Annotated in this window: 18 protein-coding genes; 9 read left to right on the top strand and 9 right to left on the bottom strand. The window is 71.8% G+C overall.

The genetic code is table 11. The features are described 5' to 3' along the window. Positions 1-33: 33 nt before the first annotated feature. Positions 34-597, bottom strand: a complete 564-nt coding sequence (locus tag EDM22_RS02630; RefSeq protein ID WP_122935497.1) for an acyl-CoA thioesterase — start codon at positions 595-597, stop codon at positions 34-36. Between the two features lie 151 nt (positions 598-748). Then, the gene (locus tag EDM22_RS02625; protein WP_122935496.1) at positions 749-1903 is read right to left on the bottom strand and encodes a bifunctional 2-methylcitrate synthase/citrate synthase; all 1155 of its coding nucleotides are present in this window, start codon (positions 1901-1903) and stop codon (positions 749-751) included. Between the two features lie 682 nt (positions 1904-2585). Here EDM22_RS02625 and EDM22_RS02620 point away from each other — a divergent pair. Then, positions 2586-3080, top strand: coding sequence for a PDDEXK family nuclease (locus EDM22_RS02620; RefSeq protein WP_138708007.1), 495 nt, complete (start codon positions 2586-2588; stop codon positions 3078-3080). A gap of 74 nt (positions 3081-3154) precedes the next feature. Here the strand turns inward: EDM22_RS02620 and EDM22_RS02615 are convergent, their stop codons facing one another. Then, positions 3155-4693, bottom strand: coding sequence for an MmgE/PrpD family protein (locus EDM22_RS02615; RefSeq protein WP_122935494.1), 1539 nt, complete (start codon positions 4691-4693; stop codon positions 3155-3157). Positions 4694-4849: 156 nt separating this feature from the next. Between EDM22_RS02615 and EDM22_RS02610 the strand changes: the two genes are divergently transcribed. Then, entirely contained in the window at positions 4850-6157 is a 1308-nt protein-coding gene (locus EDM22_RS02610) for an aminotransferase class V-fold PLP-dependent enzyme (RefSeq protein ID WP_122935493.1), read from the top strand. After that, positions 6154-6609 (top strand): Fe-S cluster assembly sulfur transfer protein SufU, encoded by a 456-nt coding sequence (gene sufU, locus EDM22_RS02605; RefSeq protein ID WP_122935492.1) that lies wholly within the window; start codon positions 6154-6156, stop codon positions 6607-6609. The genes EDM22_RS02610 and sufU overlap by 4 nt, the downstream gene beginning before the upstream one ends. A 91-nt stretch (positions 6610-6700) precedes the next feature. On the opposite strand, the gene EDM22_RS02600 is transcribed toward sufU, so the two are convergent. Next, positions 6701-7807, bottom strand: a complete 1107-nt coding sequence (locus tag EDM22_RS02600; protein ID WP_122935491.1) for an enoyl-CoA hydratase/isomerase family protein — start codon at positions 7805-7807, stop codon at positions 6701-6703. 59 nt (positions 7808-7866) lie between these two features. On the opposite strand from EDM22_RS02600, the gene EDM22_RS02595 reads away from it, so the two are divergent. From EDM22_RS02595 to EDM22_RS02585, 3 genes are read left to right on the top strand one after another with little or no spacing between them, the layout of a single operon-like run. Further along, on the top strand, positions 7867-8256 hold the full coding sequence (locus tag EDM22_RS02595) for a VOC family protein (RefSeq protein ID WP_122935490.1): 390 nt from the start codon (positions 7867-7869) through the stop codon (positions 8254-8256). Between the two features lie 57 nt (positions 8257-8313). Then, entirely contained in the window at positions 8314-8952 is a 639-nt protein-coding gene (locus EDM22_RS02590; protein ID WP_122935489.1) for a LysE family translocator, read from the top strand. 32 nt (positions 8953-8984) lie between these two features. Then, entirely contained in the window at positions 8985-9212 is a 228-nt protein-coding gene (locus tag EDM22_RS02585; RefSeq protein ID WP_122935488.1) for a PLD nuclease N-terminal domain-containing protein, read from the top strand. Positions 9213-9269: 57 nt separating this feature from the next. Here EDM22_RS02585 and EDM22_RS02580 read toward each other — a convergent pair whose 3' ends face one another. From EDM22_RS02580 to EDM22_RS02570, 3 genes are all read right to left on the bottom strand, one after another. Then, positions 9270-9962, bottom strand: coding sequence for a GNAT family N-acetyltransferase (locus EDM22_RS02580; protein ID WP_122935487.1), 693 nt, complete (start codon positions 9960-9962; stop codon positions 9270-9272). After that, complete coding sequence (locus tag EDM22_RS02575; protein WP_122935486.1) at positions 9959-10513, bottom strand: MarR family winged helix-turn-helix transcriptional regulator; 555 nt, start codon at positions 10511-10513, stop codon at positions 9959-9961. The genes EDM22_RS02580 and EDM22_RS02575 overlap by 4 nt, the downstream gene beginning before the upstream one ends. 450 nt (positions 10514-10963) lie before the next feature. Continuing rightward, positions 10964-11341 (bottom strand): cupin domain-containing protein, encoded by a 378-nt coding sequence (locus tag EDM22_RS02570; protein ID WP_122935485.1) that lies wholly within the window; start codon positions 11339-11341, stop codon positions 10964-10966. A gap of 59 nt (positions 11342-11400) precedes the next feature. Here EDM22_RS02570 and EDM22_RS02565 point away from each other — a divergent pair, with 59 nt between their 5' ends. After that, positions 11401-11874, top strand: coding sequence for a MarR family winged helix-turn-helix transcriptional regulator (locus tag EDM22_RS02565; protein ID WP_122935484.1), 474 nt, complete (start codon positions 11401-11403; stop codon positions 11872-11874). Positions 11875-11963: 89 nt separating this feature from the next. Here EDM22_RS02565 and EDM22_RS02560 read toward each other — a convergent pair whose 3' ends face one another. Then, positions 11964-12500: a YbhB/YbcL family Raf kinase inhibitor-like protein gene (locus EDM22_RS02560; RefSeq protein WP_122935483.1), complete on the bottom strand. Its 537-nt coding sequence runs from the start codon at positions 12498-12500 to the stop codon at positions 11964-11966. A 145-nt stretch (positions 12501-12645) separates the two neighbouring features. On the opposite strand from EDM22_RS02560, the gene trhO reads away from it, so the two are divergent. Beyond that, positions 12646-13599 (top strand): oxygen-dependent tRNA uridine(34) hydroxylase TrhO, encoded by a 954-nt coding sequence (gene trhO / locus EDM22_RS02555; RefSeq protein WP_122935482.1) that lies wholly within the window; start codon positions 12646-12648, stop codon positions 13597-13599. A gap of 134 nt (positions 13600-13733) precedes the next feature. Then, entirely contained in the window at positions 13734-14849 is a 1116-nt protein-coding gene (locus EDM22_RS02550) for a DNA glycosylase AlkZ-like family protein (protein WP_122935481.1), read from the top strand. Between the two features lie 196 nt (positions 14850-15045). Here the strand turns inward: EDM22_RS02550 and EDM22_RS02545 are convergent, their stop codons facing one another. Continuing rightward, positions 15046-16500, bottom strand: coding sequence for an aminobutyraldehyde dehydrogenase (locus EDM22_RS02545; RefSeq protein WP_122935480.1), 1455 nt, complete (start codon positions 16498-16500; stop codon positions 15046-15048). Positions 16501-16533: the final 33 nt, after the last annotated feature.

The following is a 16533-nucleotide window of genomic DNA, read 5'->3' as shown; positions in this document are numbered from 1 at the left end:
GAGTAGGCGCGCAGCGCCGTATCGAGACCCGCGTCAGCCCCAGACCGACGGTGCCGCCGCGCGCGTCGCCGGCAGCGCGACATCCGTGCCCCACCGCTCGATCCACTCGGGGATGCCGTGCGCGTCGGTGATGCCGAGCGCCTCGATGATCTCCGACATCGGCACCGTGCCGCCCTCCTTGCGCAGGAAGCGGGCACGGATGAACCCGGCCGCGTAGATCTCGGGGGTGCCGTCGGCGCCGGGTCGCACGAATCGCTGCTCCATGTAGACGGCCTTGTCGTCGTGCCCGACGAGCTTCGACTCGATCGTGAAGCGGTCCCAGAGGCTGAGCGACTTGCGGAACGTGATGGTCTCGCTCGCGACCACGGGGTACCAGCCCTTGTCGCGCATCATGCCGAAGACGCCGTTGCGCACGAGCATGTCGAAGCGCGCGACATCCATGATCGAGAAGTAGACGCCGTTGTTCATGTGCCGGTTGATGTCGAGGTCGGTCGGCAGCGTGATGAACCGCGTGCGCGCGACCGCGCGATGGTCGAGGTCGGGCCGGCGCCGCGAGAAGAACAGCAGGTGCAGCAGGGTGCGGAACAGCATGTGCATAGTGCACGACTGTATGCCCGATCCGTGGTCGATCGTCCATCATTGGCGGGTGCGCACAGTCAGCCGCCGGATGCCGCGGGGCGACGTTGTGCGCAACGCGCAGGGCCGCGCGGCGGCCCGCCACGCGGCATCCGTTCGCCAGTGACCGCCGCTACGCCCCGCGCGCCGGCACGGGCCGCTCGTCGGGCCCGTTGTACACCGACAGGGGGCGGATGAGCGCGTTCGACGCGAGCTGCTCCATGATGTGCGCGGTCCAGCCGGTGACCCGGCTCGCGACGAAGAGCGGGGTGAACGTCTCGGTGTCGAAGCCCATGAGGTGGTAGGTGGGGCCGGCCGGGTAGTCGAGGTTGGGCTTGATGCCCTTGCGCTCCTCCATGCCCTGCTCGAGGGCCACGTAGAGCTCGAGCAGGTCGGGGCGGTCGTAGTGCTCGACCATGCGCTCGAGGGCGTCGCGCATGGTGGGCACGCGAGAGTCTCCGTGCTTGTACACGCGGTGCCCGAAGCCCATGATCTTGCGCTTCTCGGCGAGCGCGGTGTCGAGCCACGCGGCGGCGCGCTCGGCGCTGCCCGGGCCGGGGCCGATCTCGTCGAACGCATGCATCACGGCCTCGTTCGCGCCGCCGTGCAGGGCGCCCTTGAGCGCGCCCACGGCGCCGGTGACGGCCGAGTACAGGTCGGAGAGCGTTGATGCGATGACGCGCGCCGTGAACGTCGAGGCGTTGAACGAGTGCTCGGCGTAGAGGATCATCGACACGTCGAAGGCGTTGACGACCTCGAGCTCGGGCGTCTCGCCGAACGCCTGCCAGAGGAAGTTGGCCGAGTAGCCGAGGTCGTCGCGCGGCTCGACGAACTCGAGCTCGTGGCGGCGGCGCTGGTCGTAGGTGACGATCGACGGGAGCTTGGCGAACAGGCGCACGGCCTTGTCGAGGTTCGCCTCGCGCGAGTCGTCGGGGGTCTTGGGGTCGCTCGCGCCGATCACGCTGACCGCCGTGCGCACGACGTCCATCGGGTGCGCGGTGAGCGGCAGCTCGTCGATGATGCGCTTGACCTCGTGGTCGAGGCCGCGGTGCGAGCGCTCGAGGTCCTCGAATGCGCCGAGCTGCTGCGCGTTGGGCAGGTCGCCGTTCCAGAGCAGGTAGGCGACCTCCTCGAAGGTGACGGATGCCGCGAGCTGCTGCACCGGGTAGCCCCGGTACAGGAGCGAGTTCGTGTCGGAGTTGACCTTGGAGATGGCGGTGTAGTCCACCGGCACTCCGGCGAGGCCCTTGTAGATCTCGGGCTGCTGCTGGCTCGTCGTGTCGCTCATCGTGCTCCTCGTGGGATGTGGGCCCGCGGGCGCCGCCATGCGACCGCTCCCCCAGCCTAGAGCCCGGGCGCCACATCGCGGCCGCTCGAGTCGAGGACGAGTTCGGGGCGCTCACCCGTGCCCGGAACCCTCGAACGCGTCGCCACCCTGACGGAGTGGTCCTCCGCAGGGGAACCGTCGAGCCGACGGCCACGGGGTGCGGGTGCCCGGCGTCCGCCCGCATGTTCGGGAGCCAGGCTCGCGTCATGCGATCTGCTCGACCACTCCCGGCCGCGTTGGATGGCCGCGCGTTCACCGTCGCCGAAGCGGTCGCCGCCGGGGTCAGCGTCGACCGCCTCCGTGCGCGGGATCTCGATCGCGCGTTGTGGGGCGTGCGGATGCCGCGTGGCGCATCGCTCCTCGAACGCTGCCGCGCCGCGCTGCTCGTCGCGCCACGAGGCGCGTTCATCTGCGGGCCCACGGCAGCAGCCTGCACGGGATGCCCACCCCCACGCGGTTCCGGGAGCACATTCGGATCGATCTCGCAGTGCCGGCGCCCGGTCGGGCCGTGCGACGCGCCGGCGTCGCCGGGCGGTGCCTCCGGATCACGGCGACCGATGTCGTCGAGCGAAGCGGCATCCGTCTCAGCTCGCCGGCGCGCACCTGGTGCGACCTGGCGCCGTACTGTTCTGTTCCCGAACTCGTGGCCGCGGCGGACTGGGCGGTGCGCGGCCGGCTCGTCGACCCCGAGCGGCTGAGGGCGGCGATCTCAGCACACCCCGACCATCGGCAGCGCGCGAAGCTCCACGCGGCGGCCGAACTCGTGGATGCGAGCTCGGAGTCAACGAAGGAGTCGGAGCTGCGGGCGCTCGTCGCGCTGGCGGGGCTTCCGGCGGTGGAGGGCAATGTCGAGGTCTTCGACGGCCGGGGTCGCTTCGTCGCCCGGGTCGATCTGCTGTTCCGGGCGTACGGCGAAGTACTCGAGTATCACGGAGATCATCACCGGACGGACCTCCGACAGTGGCGGCATGATCGCACCAGGGAAGCGGAACTCGAGTCCCTGGGCCTGCACGTGATGGAGGTCACCAACGCCGATCTCGCGACTCCGCGTCTGCTCGTCGCGCGCATCGCGCGGAACCTGCAGAGACGTGGTTGGCGCAGTGAGCTGGCCGTCTCCCGCTGGTTCCCCGCGGGTTGACGACGCATTCCGGGCGTTCGGCGACCCGTTCAGCCGCCGAACTCGTCGTCAGCCGGCCCGCCGTGGATCTCGGGTCAGAACAGGCCCGTGGGGATCTCCGCGCCGACGAGCGCGCCCGGCGCCGCGGTGATCGTGAGTCCGCCGAGCTCGTCGGGACCGAGCTCGGGCAGGCGTTGTGCGACGTCCAGGAAGCGCTCGATCTCCGCCTCCTCGAGCACCCACTCCGCGAGGGTGCGGAACTTGTGCACGTACTGCTCGCGTCCGAAGGGTCGCGCGCCGAGGGGGTGCGCGTCGGCCACGGCGATCTCGTCGACGATCTCCCCGCCGTCGGCGAGCTTGATCACGACGCGGCCGCCGAACGCCTTCTCATCCATGTCGAGCGAGTGGTAGCGGCGCGTCCACTCCGGGTCCTCGACCGTCATGACCTTCTTCCACAGCGCGATCGTCTCCGGGCGCTGCGCGCGCTCGGGTGCGTACGACTCGACGTGATCCCACGTGCCGTCCTGGAGCGCGACCGTGAAGATGTACGGGATCGAGTGGTCGAGCGTCTCGCGGGATGCCTCGGGGTCGTACTTCTGCGGATCGTTCGCGCCCGACCCGATCACGTAGTGCGTGTGGTGGGAGGTGTGCAGCGTGATCGACTCGATGCGGTCGGGATCGTCGAGGATGAGCGGGTATTCGTCGTGGAGCTTGCGGGCGAGGTCGATCCACGCCTGCGCCTGGTACTCGGCGGAATGCTCTTTCGTGTACGAGTCGAGGATGGCGCGCTTGGCCTCGCCGGTCTCGGGAAGCGGGACCTCGTAGGTGGCATCCGGACCACCGAGGAGCCACGCGATCACGCCGTCTTCGCCCTCGTAGATGGGAACCGGGCTGGTCTCGCCGCGCATCGCGCGGTCGACCGCTTCGACGGCCATCTTGCCCGCGAACGCGGGCGCGTGCGCCTTCCAGCTCGAGATCTCGCCCTTGCGCGACTGCCGGGTGGCCGTCGTGGTGTGCAGCGCCTGGCCGATGGCCTGGAAGATCGTCTCCCGGTCGAGTCCGAGGAGCGTGCCGATGCCGGCCGCCGCCGACGGACCGAGGTGCGCGACGTGGTCGATCTTGTGCTCGTGCAGCGAGATCGCCTTGGCCAGGTCGATCTGGATCTCGTATCCGGTCGCGATGCCGCGCACGAGCTCCCGCCCCGTGAGCCCGCGGGCCGCGGCGAGGTGCTGCGCGACGGCGACGATCGGCGGGATGTTGTCACCCGGGTGCGAGTACTCGGCGGCGAGGAACGTGTCGTGGAAGTCGAGCTCGCGCACCGCGACCCCGTTCGCCCACGCCGCCCACTCGGGACTCGTGCGCCGCGCGGCGTCCGCGCCGAACACGGTGGCGCCGTCGCCGCCGATCGAGACCGGGTGCGAGAGCGCCTGGCTGCGCGCGGAGACCACGGGCTTGCGGGCGAGTGCCGCGGCGGCGACCGCGGCGTTGTCGATCACCCGGTTGACGACCATGTCGACGACGTCCGGCTCGACCTCGACGGGGTCGATCGCGACTCCGGCGAGCTGCCACGCGAGCTGGCCCTCTCGCGCGAGGTTCTCGTCACTCCGGTGGGTGCGCAGGTGATGTGTCTTCACTCCACCACGCTATCGAATGGCACCCGGGAAGTCCGGGACGCGGGCGCCGGATGCCTCGTCCCGCCCGTCGGTTCGCCATCAGCCGCCACCGGCGGCGCCCGACCTCGAGGGCCGCTCACGGCGACCACCCGCCCTCGGCGTGGGACGATGGAGGGGATGACCCACACCGACGCGGACTCCGTCGGCAGCCGCACGGTCGCCGACATCCGACTGGACTTCCCCGCCTTCACGCAGACGAGTGGCGGCCTCGCGCCCGCCTACCTCGACTCCGCCGCGACCTCGCAGCGGCCGCGAGCCGTGCTCGACGCCGAACGCGAGTACCTCGAACATCACCTCGCACCCGTGCACCGGGGCGCGAGCGCGGCGGTCGGCCTCTCGACCACCCTCTTCGAGGACGCCCGCGCGGAGGTCGCACGTTTCGTGGGCGCCGGCGACCGCGAGGTCGTCTGGACCGAGAACGCCACCGACGCCATCAACATGGTCACACTCGGCATCGCCGACGCGAACGCCGGCCTCGGTGGCGCGGATGCCGCACGGTTCGCCCTCGGCCCCGACGACGAGATCGTGCTCACCGAGGCCGAGCACCACGCGAACCTCATTCCGTGGCAACGGCTCGCCGCGAAGACGGGCGCCCGCCTGCGCCCCATCCCCGTCGACGAGCACGGTCTGTGGTCGATCGACGACGCCGCGGCGGCCGTCTCGGAGCGCACCCGCATCGTCGCGTTCGCGGAGGTGTCGAACGTCACCGGGTACCTCGCGCCCGTCGCGGACATGGTCGAGCTCGCCCACCGCCACGGCGCCCTGGTGCTGCTCGACGCCTGCCAGTCGGTGCCGCACCGCCCCGTCGACTTCGGAGCGATGGGCGTGGACTTCGCCGCGTTCTCGGGTCACAAGATGCTGGGACCCAACGGGATCGGGGTGCTCTACGGCCGCGCCGAGCTGCTCGACGCGCTGCCGCCCGCGCGAACCGGCGGCTCGACCATCACGAAGGTCACCATGGGGACCGCCGAGTTCCTCCCCGCACCGCACCGCTTCGAGGCCGGCACGCAGCCCGTCTCCCAGGTGGTCGCCCTCGCCGAGGCGGTGCGCTATCTCGACGCGATCGGCATGCAGGAGGTCGCCCGCCACGAGGCCGCGTTCGCCGAGCGCGTCGTCGAGGGTGTCGCCGCGATCCCCGGAGTGCGCATCGTGGGTCCGCAGCCCGGCGCACCGCGGGCGGGGCTCGTGAGCGTCGGCGTCGACGGCGTGCACGCGCACGACGTGGGCCAGTTCCTCGACGAGGCGGGTGTCGTCGTGCGCGTCGGCCACCACTGCGCGCAGCCACTGCACCGGGCACTCGGGCTCACGGCCACGACGCGAGCGAGCGCCCACGTCTACACGACCGCCGAGGAGGCCGATCGCTTCGTCGAGGCGCTCGCGGGCGTGCGCCGCTTCTTCGGCGTCGAGCAGGGGGTCACGGCGTGAGCGGGCTCGACGGGCTGTACCAGCAGATCATCCTCGACCACTCGAAGGCGCGGCACGGCGAGGGCCCGCTCGAGCATGCACAAGCAGAGCACCACGAGCTCAACCCCACGTGCGGCGACGAGCTCACGATGCGCATCCGACTCGATCCCACCCATGAGCGCATCGACGAGGTGGCGTGGCAGGGCAACGGATGCAGCATCTCGATGGCCTCGGCGTCGGTGCTCGTCGACCTCGTGCGCGGCACTCGCGTCGACGATGCGCTCGCGCTCGCCGAGGAGTTCCGCATGATGCTCCGGTCGCGCGGCGAGGGCGAACCCGACGAGGAGCGCCTCGGCGACGCGATCGCCTTCCACGGCGTCTCGAAGTACGTCATGCGGGTGAAGTGCGCGATGCTCTCGTGGGTCGCGCTCGAAGCGGCGATCGCCAAGTCGCGCTCGCACGACGCGCTCTGAGGTCGGGGGGTCTCGAGACGGTCGCTGCGCGACCTCCTCGATCCGCACGACCGGGTCGCTGTGCGACCTCCTCGAGCCGCACAGCCGGGCGTCAGTCCTCGTCGGGCCAGACGGGATCGTAGAGCTGCTCGTCGAGCACCCGCGCCGCGAGCCCCGGCGGGATGCCGTCGAGGGTCGGCGGATCCCACTTCGGGTCGCGGTCCTTGTCGATGACCTGCGCCCGGATGCCCTCGCGGAGGTCGTGCTGCCCGAGGAACCACGACACCGCGCGGAACTCCTGCTCGAGCGCGTCCTCGAGCCGCGGGAGCAGTCGGGCGCGGCGCACCGACTCCAGCGTCACCGTGAGGGCCGTGGGCGAGAGCGTCTCGAGCTCGTCGGCGGCGGCAGCCGCGTACGCCGCCGCCGCTGGATCGGAGGCGTGGCGTGCCACGCCGGCATCCGATCGCCCCTCGGAGAAGGCCCGCAGGCGCTCGATGATGCCCGCGACGGTGGGCGCCGAGTAGCACGCGTCGACCCAGTCGCGGGCCTGCGCGAGGGTCGACGGGCCCGGGGTCTCGTCGAAGAGCATGACGATCTCCCAGGGCGTGCCGGGGTCGGCGCGTTCGGCGAGCGCCTGCAGCAGGTGCGGGAGGTGCTCGGACGGCACGAACGCGTCGGCGAACCCCGCGTGCAGGGCGTCGGCGGCATCCATCGTGCGCGAGTTGAGCGCGAGGTGCACGCCGAGTTCGCCCGGGGCCCGCGCCAGCAGCCAGGACCCGCCGACGTCGGGCGTGAAGCCGATGCGGGTCTCGGGCATCGCGACGCGCGAGCGCTCGGTGACGATGCGGATCGACGCGTGCCCGGCGAGCCCGATGCCGCCGCCCATCGTGATGCCGTCCATGATCGCGACGACGGGCTTCGGGTAGCGCGCGATCGCGGCGTCGAGCCGGTACTCGTCGCGGAAGAAGCGCAGCGCCTCGGCCATGCCGCCGTTCGTGGCGTAGTCGTAGAGCTCCCGGATGTCGCCCCCGGCCGAGAACCCGCGCTCGCCCGCGCCGTCGATCACCACGAGCGACACCTCGGGGTCGTACCGCCACGCGTCGAACACGGCCGTGAGCGAGCGGATCATCTCGTAGCTGAGCGCGTTCAGCGCCTGCGGACGGTCGAGCGTCACGCGGCCGACTCCGTCGGCGACGCTCGCGGAGATGTGCTCGCTCACGGTGCCACGCTAGCGCCATCGGTCGGGGCGGCGTAGCCTCGCGTTCGAGGGAGGGGCCCATGATCGATTCCGCGTACCCCATCGTCGAGGTGCCCGACCTCGAGGCCGCGCTGCGGTTCTATCGCGACGGGCTCGGGGCGAACGTCGTCTACCGGTTCCCGCCCACGGGCGATCCGGTCTACGTCACCCTGCAGACCGGCACCTCGCAGCTCGGCCTCGGGCTCGCCGAGGGCGCCACCGCCGGCGCGGGCGCGGGCGCGGGGATCCTGCTGTGGTTCTACGTCGAGGACGTCGACGAGACCACGGCGGCGCTCGCGGCATCCGGTGTCACGGTGATCGAGGAGCCGAGCGACACCGAGTGGGGCGAGCGGGTCTCGCTCGTGGCCGACCCCTTCGGCACGCGCGTCCGGCTCGGGCAGCCCCTGTCGCCGCAGCCCGACGAGGAGTAGGCGAGCCCGGGACGTCCGGCCCGGATCGCCGCGCGACACGCGGAGTACTATGCTCGAATGGTCCCCGCATCGAACCTCTGGGCGTTCGTGCTCACCTCAGTGGTGCTCATCGTCATCCCGGGGCCGAGCGTGCTGTTCGTCATCGGGCGATCGCTCGCGCTCGGGCGCATCGGGGGTCTCCTCAGCGTGCTGGGCAACGCGATCGGCATGATCCCGCTGCTCGCCGCGGTCGCGCTCGGCGTCGGCGCACTCGTGGCCCAGTCGGTGGTGCTGTTCACCGTCATCAAGTTCGCGGGCGCGCTCTACCTCGTCTACCTCGGCATCCAGGCGATCCGGCATCGGGCGGATGCCGCGGCCGCCGTCAACGGCGGGGCCGCACCGCGCTCGCACTGGCGACAGCTCGGCGAGGGCTTCGTCGTGGGCGTCACGAACCCCAAGACGATCGCGTTCTTCGTCGCGGTGCTGCCCCAGTTCGTGGACTACTCGGCCGGGTCCATCCCGCTGCAGCTGTTCGAGCTCGGCGCGGTGTTCGTCGTGCTCGCGCTGCTCTGCGATTCGGTGTGGGCGCTCGCGGCGAGCGCGGCCCGCGACTGGTTCGGCAGGTCGCCGCGGCGTGCGGCGCACCTGGCCGCCACGGGCGGCGTCATGATGATCGGGCTCGGCGGAGTGCTCGCGCTGAGCGGTAGCAAGCACTAGGCACCGGGCACGATCCGCAGAGGGGGAAGCAGATGCCGAATCGAAACTGGAGCGATCTCTCGCCGCAGCAGCGCACGGGGATGATCGTCGCGGGCGCCGTTCAGCTCGCGCTCGCGGCCGCAGCGTGGACCGACCTCGCGAGGCGCCCCGCCGAGCAGGTGAACGGGCCGAAGGGCGTGTGGGCCGTCGTCATCGCCGTGAACTTCGTCGGGCCGATCGCGTACCTCGTCTTCGGTCGACGGCGCGACGCCCTGCGGTGACGGCCCGCCCGAGGTCGGTGCGACGACGCTGAACGCCCGCGGCCGCGCCGACGTGCGTCAGGCCGCCTCGAGCAGCACGAACTCGACCCCGGTGCGGTGCTCGAAGCCGAGCCGCTCGTAGAGCCGGATCGCGACGGCGTTGCGGGCGTAGACGTGCAGGAACGGCCGCTCGCCGCGATCGAGGATCCGCTGCGCGACGGCGCTCGACAGGGCTGCGGCGAGCCCGCGACCGCGATGATCGGGATGCGTGCTCACGCCGCTCACCTCGGCGTGGCCCTCGGGTCGCATACGCTCGCCCGCCATCGCGACGAGGGCGCCGGTCTCGAGGTCGCGGACACCGAGGAACCCGCCGAGCTCGACCGTGCGCACCTCGAACGGGCCGGGTTCGGCGAGCCGAGCGAGTGCGAGCATCTCTGGGGCATCGTTCGCGCCCAGCTCGATGAGCTCGACGCCCTCGGGCGCCGGCACCGGAGCGGGTCGCTCGAGCACGAGCTGCACGCCGGGGCCGCGCAGCCGTTCGACCGTGCCGGGCGGCACAGGCGCCGGACCGACCTGCAGCAGCGCGATCGGGCCGTGCTCGTGGGCGAGCGCGGCGAGCGCCTCGGCGCTCTCGGCGTCGTCATCCACGGCGGCGGCGAACGGACCGATCTCGGGGTCGAACCGGAGGGCGAGGTCGCCTCCGACTGCGAATCGGCGCTGCGCCCCGGTGAGCGCGCTCCAGGCGGGGCGGTCGAGCGGATGTCGCGTCACGGCCGGCTCCCGGCGGTCACGGGCGCCATGGGCGCGGGCGGCACGGGCGGCACGGTCGCCACTGCGGCGGCACGCCGGTCGATCGGGACCTCGTCGAGCCGGCGCTCGAGCACCCCGACCTGCTCGAGGAGTGATCCCTCGAGGCCGGCGCACGCCTCGGCGACGGCCGCGTCGATGCGGGGCCAGAGCTCGCGACGGGCGCGTTCGACGAGTGCGGCGCCCTCGCCGGTGAGCCGCACCGTGCGGCGTCGGCGGTCGGCGTCGCCGGTCGCGACTTGGACGAGTCCGATCCCGGCGAGGTTGGCGACGCTGCGGGTGACGCCGGGCTGGCTGACGCCGAGCGCCTCGGCCAGCTCGCCGACGGTCGCCTCCCCGCGGTCGAGCGCCGCGAGCAGCGGGAACCAGCTCGAGGGCAGGTCGATCCCCTGCGCCTGGATGAACCGGGTCGTCTCGCCCTGGAGGCGCTCGCCGAGCCGCTTCAGTCGCGACCCCAGCGTGAGGTGACCGAGGCTCGCGACGATGTCGCCGCTGGTGCTGTCGACGTTCGTCATGCCAACAGGTTATATAACCTGTTATCTAATCGCAAGCCTCAGGCGGTTCATGATCAGCGCGTCGGTGGCGAGGGCTCCCGGCCTCGCCAGCTGTCGTAGATGAGGCGGCTGCGCGGGCGGAATCACCGGGCGGGTCATCCGGGCACCTCGATGAGGAAGGCCGTGCGCCGCAAGGTCGACGACGATCGCCGTACGCGAACCGACCGGCTACCGGGCGGGCTCGGGTGTCAACAGCTGGGTTCGTCGGCGGCGTCCGGAAGGTAGGCGGTGAGGTGCGAAGCGCCAGTTCGCAGTCACGGATCGTCACCCGCGTTGCGGCCGATGTTGCGCGTCCGCTGCAGCACGGGGCCGGCGGTGATGACTGCGGGAGCGACGGATCCGCCGTCGACGACGATCGCGGGTCGCTTTCGAGCAGGGGCAGACGCGGTGTGCGAGGTGCAACGTCGGCGGCTACACGGTCCACGGGGGCGCGACCTTCTCGTGCGGCCTGCCGGGGAGATAGGCGCTCATGCCCGCCGGGCCGGTGACGACGGCCGTGAAGCCGTTCGCTCCGGACGTGAACTGCCGTTCCGCCTCCGCCGGGACGACCGCGGTGTCTCCAGCGGCCAGAGCGACGCGTTCACCGTCGATCGTCACCACGGCGGTTCCCTCGAGGAGGGTCCAGACCTGTTCGGCGTCGATGTGATGCACAGGGCCTGCCACCCCCGCGGCGGCTTCGACCTTCCAGATCGGGTTCACGGCCGCACCCTGCGTCGGCGACGCCAGGGTGTGCATGACAGCGGCCGGGGTCTCAATGCGTCGGGATTCGGTGCTGCGGATGATCGACACGAGCGGTTCTCCTAAGATAGTCAACATGGTTACCCATATAGTAAACCAGATTGACTTATATGGCTGAGCGTCCCCCCGGATACGAGTTGCCACTGCTCCTGTTCGGAGCCTTCCGCTCCATCGTCGATGCGACGCACGCGGACCTCGCGGAGCGCGGGCACCCCGACTTGCGACCCATTCACGGCTTCGTCTTCCAAGCCATCGGCGTCCGGGGGACCACTGCGGTCGAACTGGCCGCACGCCTCGCTGTTTCGAAGCAGGCTGCCGGAAAGACGATCGCCAATCTCGAGAAGCAGGGCTACGTCGAGAGAACCGCCTCACCGACCGATGCCCGCGCCAAGATCGTGCGCCTCACGGTCAGGGGCGTCGAGTTCCTGGAACTCTCGGCTCGCGCGTTCGACGAGATCCAGACCGAGTGGGCTGAGGCCATCGGCGAACAGCGACTCACCGAGCTCCGCTCCGACCTGCGCCGCTTCGCGCCGGGCGAGCTCTTCCGCCTCGACGCACCGGGCTGGTTGGGGTCCGAACGCTGATCCAGGCCGCCGGCCGCTCCGCCGCCGGGCCTATGCCCACCGCGATGCCTGCGTCCAGCGACATGAACGCGGAGGAGTCGACTACCCGCTCAGTCCCGCGAGACGGTGCCCACGAGGATGCCGCGGGCGAGCGCGTGGAAGAAGCACCGGATGCCGAGCACGGCGGGCGTGGCATCCGGATCGAGGTCGAGGCTCGGCACGTCGAGCGCGTGCACGACGAAGACGTAGCGGTGCACGCCCGTGCCTCGCGGTGGCCCCCCGCCGGCATAGCCGCGCTCGCCGTCGTCGTTGCGCAGCACGATGGTGCCGGCCGGGAGCGCGGGCCCGCCCGGACCGCCCACGCCGGCCTCGAGGCTCGTCACCGAGAGCGGCAGGTTCACCACGGCCCAGTGCCACCAGCCCGAGCCGGTGGGCGCGTCGGGGTCGAGGCACGTCACGACGAAGCTGCGCGTGCGGTCGGGGAAGCCCGACCACGAGAGCTGGGGCGAGCGGTCGACGCCGCCGGCGCCCGTGCTCCACTGCGGGCGGGCGAGCGGGCCGCCGTCGGCGAAGTCGGCGCTCGTCACTGTGAAGCTTCCGACCGGCCGCAACCGCTGGAGTGCCGCATAGGGGTCGACGTCGAGCATGGCGATCCTCCTCGGTAGGGTGAGCGTCCCGCTGTCGCGGCCAGCCTACGTCGGCGCCGCGGCGCACGGCAGAGCTCGCGCGGCGGTTCGGAACGGCAGTGGACGGCCGTGGCATCCGCCCAGCGAAGCGCCGTAGGATCGCTCGGTGCCGCTCGCGAAGATCCTGCTCTACTACGTGTTCACGCCGCTCGCCGATCCCGATGCGGTGCGACTGTGGCAGCGCGACCTCGCCGAGTCGCTCGGACTGCGCGGGCGCATCCTGATCTCCGAGCACGGGCTCAACGGCACGCTCGGCGGCGAGATGGGCGCGCTCAAGCGGTACGTGCGCAAGACCCGCGACTACCCGCCGTTCAAGCACATCGACTTCAAGTGGAGCGAGGGCACCGGGCTCGACGAGTCCGGTGCGAGCCTCGACTTCCCGAAGCTCAGCGTGAAGGTGCGCGACGAGATCGTGTCGTTCGGCGCGCCCGGCGAACTGCGCGTCGATGCGCACGGCGTACTCGGCGGCGGCACGAAGCTCACCCCCGAGGGGCTGCACGAGCTCGTGGCCGAGCGCGGCGACGACGTGGTCTTCTTCGACGGGCGCAACGCGCTCGAGGCGGCGATCGGCCGGTTCCGCGACGCCGTGGTGCCCGACGTCGAGACGACGCGCGATTTCGTCGAGCTGCTCGACTCGGGCGAGTACGACGAGCTGAAGGGGCGCCCGGTGGTCACGTACTGCACGGGCGGCATCCGCTGCGAGGTCCTGTCGAGCCTCATGGCGAGCCGCGGCTTCGGCGAGGTCTACCAACTCGACGGCGGCATCGTGCGCTACGGCGAGCGCTTCGGCGACGACGGCCTGTGGCAGGGCTCGCTGTACGTGTTCGACGGGCGCGGGTCGGTCGACTTCAGCGACCACGCCGCCGTCATCGGCGAGTGCGAGGGCTGCGGCGCGGCCACGAACCGCACGGTGAACTGCACGGATGCCGCGTGCCGCACCCAGCTCGTGCGCTGCGAGTCGTGCGGCGCCGCGCCGTGCGGGCGCCACGCGGCGCCGGTCGAGCAGGCGCGTAGCGCCCCGCAGGTCGAGCAGGCGCGCAGCGCCCCGCCGGTCGAGTAGGCGCGCAGCGCCGTATCGAGACCCCAGCTCAGATCGTCTCGATACGCCCCCGCTACTCGACCGACGAGACTGCCGCCGGTCGAGTAGGCGCGCAGCGCCGTATCGAGACCAGCCTCGACGGGTACCGTTGCCGCATGACCGTCGAACTGACGCGGGAGCAGGCGCGACGCATCGCCGTACGTGCCCAGGCACTCGAGACGAGCGGCCCCGACGACGTGCTCGACACCGTGCGACGGCTCACGTTCGTGAAGGTCGACCCCGTCTCGGCGGTGGCGCCGAGTGCCGACGTCGTGTTCTGGAGCCGGCTCGGCGAGCGGTACGACCCGGCAGAGGTCGCGCGCGGGCTCGAGGTCGACCGCACACTCTTCGAGCTCGACCTCATGATCCGGCCGATGGACGATCTCGCCCTCTTCCGTCCGGCGATGCGGCACTGGCCGCCGCACGAGCGCACACGGAACTGGCTCGCGGTGAACGAGCCGTTCCGGCGCGACGTCATGATCCGAGTGAGCGGCCAGGGTCCGCTGCCGGCGTCGGAGATCCCCGACACGGCGGTCGTGCCGTGGTCGTCGAGCGGATGGACGAACGATCGAAATGTGATGATCCTCCTCGAGTGCCTCATGATGCGCGGCGACCTCGCCGTCGCCGGGCGGCGCAACGGCGAACGACTGTGGGACCTCGCCGAGCGGGTCTACCCCGACGTCCCCGACCTCGACGAGGAGGTGGCCTACCGCATGCGCAACGAACGCCGGCTCGCGTCGCTCGGCATCCTGCGCCAGCGCAAGGCGGCCGGTTCGCCCGGCGAGCCGATCGACACACGCGGAATCGGCGAGCCGGCGACCGTGGCGGGACTGCGCGGCGCGTGGCGCGTCGACCCCGCGGCGCTCGAACGCGCCGACGAACCGATCGAGGAACGGACGGCACTCCTGTCGCCGCTCGACCGGCTCGTGTTCGACCGCCCGCGCCTCGCCGAGCTCTTCGACTTCGAGTACGTGCTCGAGATGTACAAGCCGCGGGACCAGCGGCGGTGGGGATACTGGGCGATGCCGATCCTGCACGGCGACCGGCTCGTCGGCAAGGTCGACGCGACCGCCGATCGCACGAACGGCGTGCTGCGCGTCGACGCCATCCACGAGGACGAGCCGTTCACGGGCGACCTCGTCGAAGCGGTGTTCGGCGAACTCGACTCGCTCGCGGGCTGGCTCGGACTCGAGATCGGCGGGCGCGCGGTCGGCCTCCCCTCTGCCGAGTAGGCCAGCAGCCGCCGGTCGAGCAGAGGCGCCGCCGGTCGAGCAGGCCAGCCGCCGGTCGAGTAGAGGCGCCGCCGGTCGAGTAGGCGCGCAGCGCCGTATCGAGACCCCGCCCCCCGAAGGTCTCGAGACGCTGCTCCACTCGACCGACGCACCTGGCAGGTCTCGATACGCTGCGCTACTCGACCGGCGACGAGGCTCAGGCCGGCCGGAACCCCGTCGTCTCCGGCGGCGCCGCGTGCCGGATCATCAGGTGCCGCGTCACCGAGTAGTCGAGCAGCGGCTCCATCGACATGTCCTTGCCGAAGCCGGAGCCCTTCACACCGCCGTGCGGCGCCTCCGAGGCGATCGGGAGGTGGTCGTTCACCCACGTGACCCCGACGTCGAGCGACTGGCTCACGCGCAGCGCGCGGGAGACGTCCGAGGTCCACACCGACGACGCCAGGCCGTAGGCGCTGTCGTTCGCGAGCGCGATGCCCTCGGCCTCGCCGTCGAACGGGAGCGCCACGAGCACGGGCCCGAAGACCTCGCCCTGCACGATCTCCGAGGACTGCGCGGCGCCGACGAGCAGCGTGGGCGCGAAGTACGAGCCGACCCGGTCGATCGCGTGCCCGCCGATGAGCGCCTCGGCGCCCTCGCCGACGGCCCGCGACACGAAGCCCTCGACACGCTCGCGGTGCGCGCGCGAGACGAGCGGGCCGATGTGGGTCGCGGGGTCCATCGGGTCGCCGGCCACGACGCCCGACAGCGCGGCGCGCAGCGCGGCCACCCCGTCGTCGTACACCGAGCGCTCGAGGTAGACGCGCGTCGCGGCGGTGCAGTCCTGGCCGGTGTTGTAGGTGGCGCCGAGCGCCACCGCGTGCGCCATCGCGCCGAGGTCCGCATCGCGGAACACGATGACGGGCGCCTTGCCGCCGAGTTCGAGGTGCACGCGCTTCACGCCTTCGACGGCGCCGCGCATCACGGCCTTGCCGGTCTGCGTCGACCCCGTGACGCTCACCATGTCGACCTCCCGGTGCGTCACGAGCGCCTGGCCGACCTCGGCGTCGCCCGTGACCACGTTGAAGAGCCCCTCGGGCAGCCCCGCCTGCACGGCGAGCTCGGCGAAGCGCAGGGTCGTGCGCGGCGTGGCCGGCGCGGGTTTCACGATCACGGCGTTGCCCGCGGCGAGCGCCGGCCCGGCCTTCCAGATCGCCATGATGAGCGGGAAGTTCCACGGGGTGATCCCCGCGACCACACCGACGGGGCGGCGCGTGAGGATCGACGTGTACCCGCTCGAGAAGGAACCCGCGCCCGTGCCGTCGAGCGACCGGGCCGCGCCCGCGAAGAAGCGCAGGTTGTCGATCCCGAAGGGCAGCTCGCCGTCGAACGCGGTGGTCCACGGCTTGCCGGAGTCCTCGACCTCGAGCTTCGCGAGGTGCTCGGCGTCGGCCTCGAGCGCGTCGGCGAGGCGCAGCAGGGCGAGCGAGCGCTCCCCCGGCGTCTTCGCGGCCCACTGGGGCTGCGCGGCGCGGGCGGCCGCCGCGGCCTCCTCGACCTCCGCCACGCCCGACGAGCGGAAGGCCGCCACCTGCTCCTCGGTCGCCGGGTTGGTGATGACGGCGTCGCCGCCCGAACCGGGGCGGTAGCCGCCGATGAAGGTGCCGGTGGTCATGTGAGGTTCCTTTCGGGCGGGCGACGGATGCCG

The organism is Agromyces tardus (genome assembly GCF_003710805.1).
Taxonomy (GTDB): Bacteria; Actinomycetota; Actinomycetes; order Actinomycetales; family Microbacteriaceae; genus Agromyces; species Agromyces tardus.
This window is presented reverse-complemented; position numbering and strand designations above follow the sequence as displayed.

Excerpts from the sequence above, each read along its gene's own strand:
- EDM22_RS02630 (WP_122935497.1), bottom strand. The coding sequence starts at position 597 with ATGCACATGCTGTTCCGCACCCTGCTGCACCTGCTGTTCTTCTCGCGG.
- EDM22_RS02625 (WP_122935496.1), bottom strand. The coding sequence starts at position 1,903 with ATGAGCGACACGACGAGCCAGCAGCAGCCCGAGATCTACAAGGGCCTC.
- EDM22_RS02610 (WP_122935493.1), top strand. The coding sequence starts at position 4,850 with ATGACCCACACCGACGCGGACTCCGTCGGCAGCCGCACGGTCGCCGAC.
- EDM22_RS02595 (WP_122935490.1), top strand. The coding sequence starts at position 7,867 with ATGATCGATTCCGCGTACCCCATCGTCGAGGTGCCCGACCTCGAGGCC.
- EDM22_RS02590 (WP_122935489.1), top strand. The coding sequence starts at position 8,314 with ATGGTCCCCGCATCGAACCTCTGGGCGTTCGTGCTCACCTCAGTGGTG.
- EDM22_RS02585 (WP_122935488.1), top strand. The coding sequence starts at position 8,985 with ATGCCGAATCGAAACTGGAGCGATCTCTCGCCGCAGCAGCGCACGGGG.
- EDM22_RS02575 (WP_122935486.1), bottom strand. The coding sequence starts at position 10,513 with ATGACGAACGTCGACAGCACCAGCGGCGACATCGTCGCGAGCCTCGGT.
- EDM22_RS02565 (WP_122935484.1), top strand. The coding sequence starts at position 11,401 with ATGGCTGAGCGTCCCCCCGGATACGAGTTGCCACTGCTCCTGTTCGGA.
- EDM22_RS02560 (WP_122935483.1), bottom strand. The coding sequence starts at position 12,500 with ATGCTCGACGTCGACCCCTATGCGGCACTCCAGCGGTTGCGGCCGGTC.
- EDM22_RS02550 (WP_122935481.1), top strand. The coding sequence starts at position 13,734 with ATGACCGTCGAACTGACGCGGGAGCAGGCGCGACGCATCGCCGTACGT.
- EDM22_RS02545 (WP_122935480.1), bottom strand. The coding sequence starts at position 16,500 with ATGACCACCGGCACCTTCATCGGCGGCTACCGCCCCGGTTCGGGCGGC.